Raw genomic sequence first — 8,313 nt, forward strand, 5'->3', positions numbered from 1 at the left:
TCCCCGGCCTCACCGCGGACACCGTCCACATCTCCGCCGACTGGAGCGGCCTCGTCCTACGCCACGGTGCGGCCTTCATCGGCCACCGCGCCGACCAAGGCCCCACCGACCCCTTCTACGGCTACGCCGAACTCCACACCCGCAGCGTCTACCTCGACGCCCTCCTCTTCGGCATGATCCAGCGCGACCACATCGACCAACTCACCGAAGACCTCACCGACGTCTTCACCGGCCCCGGCGAAGCGGCCCGCCTGGCCACCCTCGAACGCCGCCTCGCCCACTTCCGCAGCACCTACTGGCGCCAACACCTCACCACCCACGGCACCGCCAACGACCTCCTCACCGCCTACCAGAACCAGTACCGACTCCCCGAACGCTTCACCGAAATCCTCGCCGAAGCCGCCGACCACAACCGCCTCATCCAAACCCGCGAAAACCAACAGATCAGCGGCGCCCTCGGCATCATCACCATCCTCGGCCTCCCCCTCACCACCGCCCTCACCGTCATCCAAGTCCTCGGCTACCAAACTCCCTGGCACCTCCTCACCGCCGCCCTGACCGCCCTCGCCGCCACCGGCGCCCTCCTCACCACCCCCTACGGCCGCCTCGTCCTCAACTCCCTGCGTAGCAGGCGCGGCAGTCACGAGGCCAGTTGATACGAACCAGACCAGGGTTGGGTTCAGTTACCGACCTCAAGGGCGGTCTCCTCACCGTGTCGGCACAAGGGTTCAGCCGAGCAGCCGCTCCCAGGCGCAACCCCCGCGGCCCTGCGGCGAGCCGTTCCGGCAGATCAACCTCTTCTGCCTAGGTACCGTCCATCTGGGAACCCCGGGCGCCCATGCCCCGGGCCCTATCCATCCCGCTGACTAGTCTGGATAGATTTGCAGGATGCGCCCGGAGCGGGCAGCGCCGCAGAGAACCGGCCGCTCACTATCGACCACAAAAGCAGGAACACGAATGTGAAGAAGTAAGTAAAAGCACGCCACTTACCAGATAAAGCCGCAGGTCACGATCTGCTCCCCGCGATTGCGGGGTTGTTCCCGCCGCCCGCTACGCCCTGGCCACAAAGCTGGTCAATGAGTTGGTTATGGCCGCAGATGAGAAGCAGCGGAACAAGACCATCGCCTGCTACGGCCGCGTCGACCTGCTCTGCATCGACGAACTCGACTATATGGAACTCGACCGCCGCGGCGCTGAACTCCTCTTTCAGGTCCTGAGCGAACGCGAGGAGAAGAACAGCGTCGCCATCGCCTCCAACGAATCCTTCTCCGACTGGACCAAGACCTTCACCGACCTCCGCCTCTGCGCGGCCATCGTCGACCGCCTCACCTTCAACGGCACCTCATCGAAAACCGGCACCGGCTCCTACCGCCTGGCCAGCATCCGAGCAGGGGCCGAGGAACCCGCCAAGGCCGGCTGCCTCTTCTCGCAGGCTTCGACAGACCGTCCCGTTTGGCACGGCCCGATGCTGAGCCACCGGGGACTGCCCCCGAGGCTCAGGGCGTTGCGAGAAGCCCGAGTGTGGTCAGCAGGTTTTGCACCTCCGCCAAGGATGCGGCACACATGTGTGCCTGCCGGAGTTCTTCCTCCCGGTGGGTTGTCGTCAAGCCGATCACCGTGCAGCCGGCCGCCACCGCCGCACATATGCCCGCCGGGGCATCCTCCACCACCAGACACGCCGAGGCGGCGACGCCGAGGCGGGACGCGGCCAGGGCGAAGCAGTCCGGCGCGGGCTTCGCGTCTTCCACATCGCTGCCATAGACCCGCACAGCGGGGAGGGGAAGTCCCGCCGCTGCGAAACGCGATTCGACGAAGGCCCGGTCGCCAGAGGTCACGATCGCCCACGGACTGTCGGACAACGCCTTCAGCAGATCAGCAGCGCCCTCGACCGGCAGGACGCTGTCACGTTCCCGGGCCAGCAGCTCGTCCAGTACCTGCCGCTCGACGACCGGGTCCAGATGCACAGCCGCGTCTCTAACGGTGTCCTCGGGGCGCCGCCCGAAGGTGAGCTGCCACACCTTCTCAGGGTCCAGACCTCGCGCCAGCGACCAAGCGTTCCAGACTCTCCGGTGAGCTACTGCCGAGTCCAGCAGGACTCCGTCCACGTCGAGGAGCACGGCAGAGATTGTCATACCGGGATCTTTCTCACGCGGGGCAGGCACAACACCGAAGATGCCAGAACACAGGAGCGACGCCATTAGTCGTGAACATCCCTGCCCATGGCGACAAGCAATCCAGCACTCCGCAGGGTAGGCCGCACGAGCCCGCCAACCTGCACGAATCGTCCTCCGGCATCCACCGCCGTCTGCGGCGATCCGTGCGCCCGTTGCCACTCAGATAGTCACTCTCCCCGCTCCCCGGTAGACCGCAGGGTGGCAGCGCCGAGGCGACGTAGCATCTCTCCGGAAGCTACGCTCGAAGCCAACATCGTTCGACCGGGCTGGCTCGGCGCCACAGCTAGACCTTGGGGCGCCTGCGCCGACATCCGACTGAATAAAATGAGCCCCTCCGTCTCGCATCACCGCAGGTCAACAAGTGTCGCCCCCGCACCGGCGGGGATCGTCCCATCGGCGACATCACCGCCGTCGATTGGGCGGTGTCGCCCCCGCACCGGCGGGGATCGTCCCGCCTTCCAGGCGGCCCGCTCGCTGATCCCCCGGTCGCCCCCGCACCGGCGGGGATCGTCCACGATGGCTGGGTTGTCTAACTTCTGGGATTCCGTCGCCCCCGCACCGGCGGGGATCGTCCGTTCGGCATCGGCCTGATGCGCGGCAGCCAGTCGTCGCCCCCGCACCGGCGGGGATCGTCCGCCGATGGAGAACAGCGCGACCCCGAGCGTGATGTCGCCCCCGCACCGGCGGGGATCGTCCTCCGGAGTCGGGGCTCGTGGCGTACTGCTGGGCGTCGCCCCCGCACCGGCGGGGATCGTCCCGCCCTGGGGTGGATGGCCAACCCGCGAGTTGCGTCGCCCCCGCACCGGCGGGGATCGTCCCAGCGCCGTGGACCGCCACACCTCGATGACCGGGTCGCCCCCGCACCGGCGGGGATCGTCCGCCTGGCGCGGCATCGCCCAGGGCACCTGGTGGGTCGCCCCCGCACCGGCGGGGATCGTCCGCCCACCATCGAGCAGCGAGTGACTGCGCTGGAGTCGCCCCCGCACCGGCGGGGATCGTCCGACGCTCCTCATAGGCTTCGGTGGCTGCGGCTGGTCGCCCCCGCACCGGCGGGGATCGTCCCGACGTCACCGTGACGCGGGTGGACGGCAGCTCGTCGCCCCCGCACCGGCGGGGATCGTCCGATCTGCGGCGCCTGCAACGGCAAGGGGTGAGCGTCGCCCCCGCACCGGCGGGGATCGTCCCACCTACGCCGCCCTCAACAGCTTGCCCACCGGGTCGCCCCCGCACCGGCGGGGATCGTCCCCCGCACGAGGCGCACTTGGCGCACTGGTCGTGGTCGCCCCCGCACCAGCGGGGATCGTCCCACGATCGGCCTCGTGGGCTACGGCCAGGACGTGTCGCCCCCGCACCGGCGGGGATCGTCCCCCGCACGAGGCGCACTTGGCGCACTGGTCGTGGTCGCCCCCGCACCAGCGGGGATCGTCCCACGATCGGCCTCGTGGGCTACGGCCAGGACGTGTCGCCCCCGCACCGGCGGGGATCGTCCCCCGGCGGAGTCCACCGCAGCCGGGCCGACCGCGTCGCCCCCGCACCGGCGGGGATCGTCCCCCTGGGGGTGTGGGGAGCTGCCCGGTCTATGCGTCGCCCCCGCACCGGCAGGGATCGTCCGACGTTCACGGGGAACACCGCGATGTTGGCGAGGTCGCCCCCGCACCGGCAGGGATCGTCCACGGCGGGTGACGGTGTAGAGGTGGTGGGGGGCGTCGTCCCCGCACCGGCGGGGATCGTGCCGCGCGGGCCCGGGGGTGAGTTGGTCGAGGTCGTCGTCCCGGCGCTGGCAGGGCCCGTTCGATGCACGAGACAATCGGCTATTATCGCCCAAGTCGACCCTCATCAGTGCGACTTGTTCCTCCGGCTTGCCTTCAGCCAGTGGGCGCGTGCGATCTCATGGCGAGTCGAGGAAGCGAAAGTCGAGGGCTCGGGCCCCAGCGACGTTCGCATGTGTGAGTCATGCATCCCCACACGGCGCTGATGGCTGGCGTTGAACCTGGGCGACCTCGTGTTTACCGTACCGTTCGAGGCATTACGATGCTTGATCACTACGGGGGTGGGTGAGACGTGGCACGGCCGTCTGACTGGAGTCCGGTGGACATGGACTCCGACCCAACGCCGGGGAGTCCGGGGGAAGTTCGGGAGCTCGCTGACGAGCTTCAGACGTTCGCGGACGACGTGGGCGAGGCGTTGAGTCGTATCCGGGGGATGGCAGAGGACCGGGCCGTTCTCGACTGGGCGGGTTTGTCGGCCGAGGCGTTCCGCAGCGAGTTCGACGGGGTGCCGGGCAACCTGGAGAAGCTCCAGACCTCCTACGACATGGCCGCCCAGGCCCTCCAGACGTACTGGCCGAAGTTGGAGACCGCCCAGGGCATGGCGGATCGCGCCCTGGACCGGGCGATGTCCGCCCAGGCGGATCTCAGCTCGGCACAGGCGGCGTTGTCCGATGCGCAGGATTGGGTGAGCAGGGCAGGCGAGGAGGCCGAACGGCTGCAACGTGAGGGCGAGCGCGACGAGGTCGAGCCGCCGTCGGAGGCCGAGGTCCGGGCCGCTACCCGGGACCGTAACGCCGCCAACGATGCGGCGTCCTCTGCTCAGGGCCGGGTCGACGCCGCCGAGGAAGCCCTCTCCGCCGCCCGCGAACTCGCCCAACAGGCAAAGGAGATGCGGGAGGACGCCGCCCGCGCCTGCGCCCGGGACATCGACGAGGCGTCGGACGCCGGTATTCAGAACCGGCGTTGGTGGGAGGACGCGATCAACTGGGTGTCCGAGAACTGGGACACCATCGTCGAGATCTGCAAGGTCGTCGTCGCCGTCCTCGGCATCGTCGTCATGATCATCGGCGGACCCCTCGCCTGGGTCGTCCTCGCCGCCGCCCTCGTCGTCCTCGCCGACACCCTCTACGACTACGCCAACGGCCGAGCCTCCCTCTGGGACGTCGCCTTCGCCGCCCTCGACTGCATCCCCGGCATGAAAGGCCTCACCACCCTCGGCGGCCTCGCCGGCGGAGTGGCGGCCCTGGCGCGCGGCGGCCTGCGCGGCATGGCCGGTGGGCTGCGGCGCCTGGCCGGCAGCGCGCGGCGCACGATGAGCAATGCCGCGCAGGGCGCGTACAACCGGCTGCGCACCATGGTGCGCAGCCGAGGCACCGACCCTGTGGACCTGGCGACCGGGCACGTGTACCTGCCGCAGACCGACGTGGTGCTGCCCGGCACGCTGCCCCTGGTCTTCACGCGGCGCATGGAGTCGGGCTACGCGGCCGGCCACTGGTTCGGCCCGTCCTGGGCCTCGACGGCCGACCAGCGCCTGGAGATCGACGACGAGGGCGTCATCCTCGTCACCGAGGACGGGATGCTCCTCGCCTACCCGCACCCGGACCAGGAACCGACGTACCCGGAGACGGGGCCGCGTTGGCCGCTGGCACGGCTGGCGGACGGCGGCTACACGGTCACCGACCCGGTCCAGGGGACGCGCCGCTGGTTCTCGGCACCCGACCGGCAGGGCCTCGCGCCGTTGAAGCGACTGTCGGACCGCAACGGCGACCACATCGACTTCGACCACGACGCCTACGGCGTCCCGACCGCCATCCGCCACTCCGGCGGCTACCACCTCACCGTCACCACCGAATACGGCCGGATCACCGAGCTCGCGCTCGCCGGCGCCGCCGAGGACGGCTCCGACGTCACGATCAGGCGGTACGGCTACACCGCCGGCAACCTCACCGAGGTGGTCAACTCCTCAGGTGCCGCCCTCCGGTTCACCTACGACGCCCGGCAGCGCGTCACGTCCTGGACCGACTCCAACGACCGGAGCTATACCTACTCCTACGACGAACACGACCGGTGCGTGGCCGAGGGCGGTGACGCCGGGCACCTGGCCGTCACGCTCGACTACGACGGCAGCGACCCGCTCCACTGGCCCGATGCCCGGATCACCACCCTGACCACCGCCGAGGGCGCGGTGAGCCGGTTCGTCGTCAACGACTCCTGCGACGTGGTCGCCGAGATCGACCCCCTGGGGCACGTCACACGCTCCGAGTACGACGCGCACCACCGGACCACGGCGTGGACGGACCCGCTCGGGCACACGACCCGCACCACGTACGACGAGTTCGGCCAGCCGCTCACCGTGACGCACCCCGACGGAGCGGTCACCCGCTGCGCCTACGCCGGGCCCGGCCTGCTCACGACCATCGTCCGCCCCGACGGCACCTCCGTGCGGCGCGCGTACGACGAACGCGGCAACTGCGTGTCCGTCACGGACGCCACCGACGCCACCACCCGCTTCGACCTCGACGACGCCGGACACCTGGCGCGCGTCACCGATCCCCTGGGGGCGGTGACCCTGGTGCGCTGCGCCACCACCGGTCTGCCGGTCTCGGTGGTGGACCCGTTGGGCAACGAGATCGTGCGCGAGCGCGACGCGTTCGGCCGCGTCGTCAGGGTGGTCGACCCGGCCGGGGCCGAGACCCGGCTGTGGTGGACGATCGAGGGCCTGATCTCCCGCGTCCTCGGCCCGGACGGTGCCGAGCGCGCGTGGACGTACGACGGCGAGGGCAACTGCACGGAGCACCGGGACGCCAACGGCCGCGTCACCACCTACGCCTACACCCACTTCGACCTGCTCGCGGCGCGCACCGACCCGAACGGCGCCCGGTACGAGTTCGAGCACGACGCCTCGCTGCGACTGCGCGCCGTGACCGCCCCGGACGGGTCGCGGTGGAGCTACACCTACGACGCGGCCGGCCGCCTGGTGGCGGAGACCGACTTCGACGGCCGCCGCGTCGACTACGAACGGGACGCCCCCGGCCAGGTCGTCGCGCGCACCAACGCCGCCGGCGAAACCGTGGCCTACGCACGCGACCACGCCGGCCGGGTGACCGCGAAGACGGTGAACGGCGCGACCACCTTCTACGAGCGCGACGCCCTGGGCCGCGTCCTGCGGGCGACCAGCCCTGACTGCGTACTGGAACGCGTCTGGGACCCCGAGGGACGTCTGCTCGCCGAGACGGTGAACGGCCACACCCTCCTCAACGCCTACGACGCCGCCGGACGCCGCACCACCCGCACCACACCCGACGGCGCGGCGACCACCTACGGCTACGACGCGGCCGGGCGCCGCACGTCCCTCCACACCTCGGGCCGAACCCTCGCCTTCGACTACGACCCGGTCGGGCGCGAGATATCCCGGCTCCTGGGGGAATCGCTCTCCCAGTCCCAGACGTGGGACGCGGCCGGGCACCTGATCACGCAGGTGGTCACCGCGGCCAACGCCCACACGGTGCAGGCCCGCGCCTACTCCTACCGCGACGACGGCAGCCTGCTGGGCGTCGACGACCGGCTGCGCGGCCCGAGCGAGTTCGACGTCGACAACGCCGGCCGGGTCACCGAGGTCCGCGCGCGCGACTGGACCGAGTCGTATGCCTACGACGCCACCGGCCAGCAGACCCGGTCGAGCCGCCCCGGCGACCGAGACGCCGAAACCGTCCGCGCCGGATCCCGGCTGCTCCAGCACGGGCGCCTGCGCTACTCCTACGACGACGCCGGTCGCGTGATCGCCCGCCACAAGACCAGGCTCTCCCGCAAGCCGGACACCTGGCGGTACGCCTGGGACGCCGAAGACCGACTCACCCACGTGACCACCCCCGACGGCACGGTCTGGCGCTACCGCTACGACCCCTTCGGCCGCCGAACATCGAAGCAACGCCTGGCCGACGACGGCGCGACGGTCGCGGAGGAGGTGCGCTTCACCTGGGACGGCCTGGTCCTGACCCAGCAGACCACCACCTCGGCGGACAACCCCCACGCGGTCACCCTCACCTGGGAGCATCAGGGCCCACACCCCATCGTCCAGAGCGAACGGCTCACCGACCACGCCACCCAGGAAGACGTCGACACGCGCTTCTTCGGCATCGTCACCGACCTGATCGGCACACCGACCGAACTCGTCGACGAAGACGGCACCGTGACCTGGCGCCCCCACCGCACCCTGTGGGGGCTGACCAGCTGGGACACCACGAGCCCCGCCTACACCCCACTCCGCTTCCCGGGCCAGTACCACGACCCGGAAACGGGCCTGTTTTACAACCACCACCGCTACTACGATCCCGAGACGGCCCGCTACGCCACGCCCGACCCCCTCGGCC

At 70.4% G+C, this 8,313-nt stretch carries 2 protein-coding genes, 2 pseudogenes and 1 CRISPR repeat array; of the genes and pseudogenes, 3 read left to right on the forward strand and 1 reads right to left on the reverse strand.

All coding sequences use genetic code 11. The annotated features are described in order from the left end of the window. Both E1265_RS29350 and E1265_RS29355 read left to right on the forward strand, forming a co-directional pair. Positions 1 to 656 (forward strand): annotated as a pseudogene (locus E1265_RS29350) (hypothetical protein); the annotation flags it as partial. Positions 657 to 1,048: 392 nt separating this feature from the next. Then, positions 1,049 to 1,414 (forward strand): annotated as a pseudogene (locus E1265_RS29355) (ATP-binding protein); the annotation flags it as partial. Positions 1,415 to 1,496: 82 nt separating this feature from the next. Here E1265_RS29355 and E1265_RS29360 read toward each other — a convergent pair. Further along, positions 1,497 to 2,117: an HAD-IA family hydrolase gene (locus E1265_RS29360; protein ID WP_243741198.1), complete on the reverse strand. Its 621-nt coding sequence runs from the start codon at positions 2,115 to 2,117 to the stop codon at positions 1,497 to 1,499. Between the two features lie 420 nt (positions 2,118 to 2,537). Beyond that, positions 2,538 to 3,967: direct repeats of the CRISPR family, unit length 28 nt; unit sequence GTCGCCCCCGCACCGGCGGGGATCGTCC. A 301-nt stretch (positions 3,968 to 4,268) separates the two neighbouring features. On the opposite strand from E1265_RS29360, the gene E1265_RS29365 reads away from it, so the two are divergent. Then, positions 4,269 to 8,313, forward strand: a 4,045-nt coding sequence (locus E1265_RS29365; protein WP_132934028.1) for a DUF6531 domain-containing protein, incomplete at its 3' end; no start/stop codon positions are given.

The organism is Streptomyces sp. 8K308 (assembly GCF_004348315.1).
Taxonomy (GTDB): domain Bacteria; phylum Actinomycetota; class Actinomycetes; order Streptomycetales; family Streptomycetaceae; genus Streptomyces.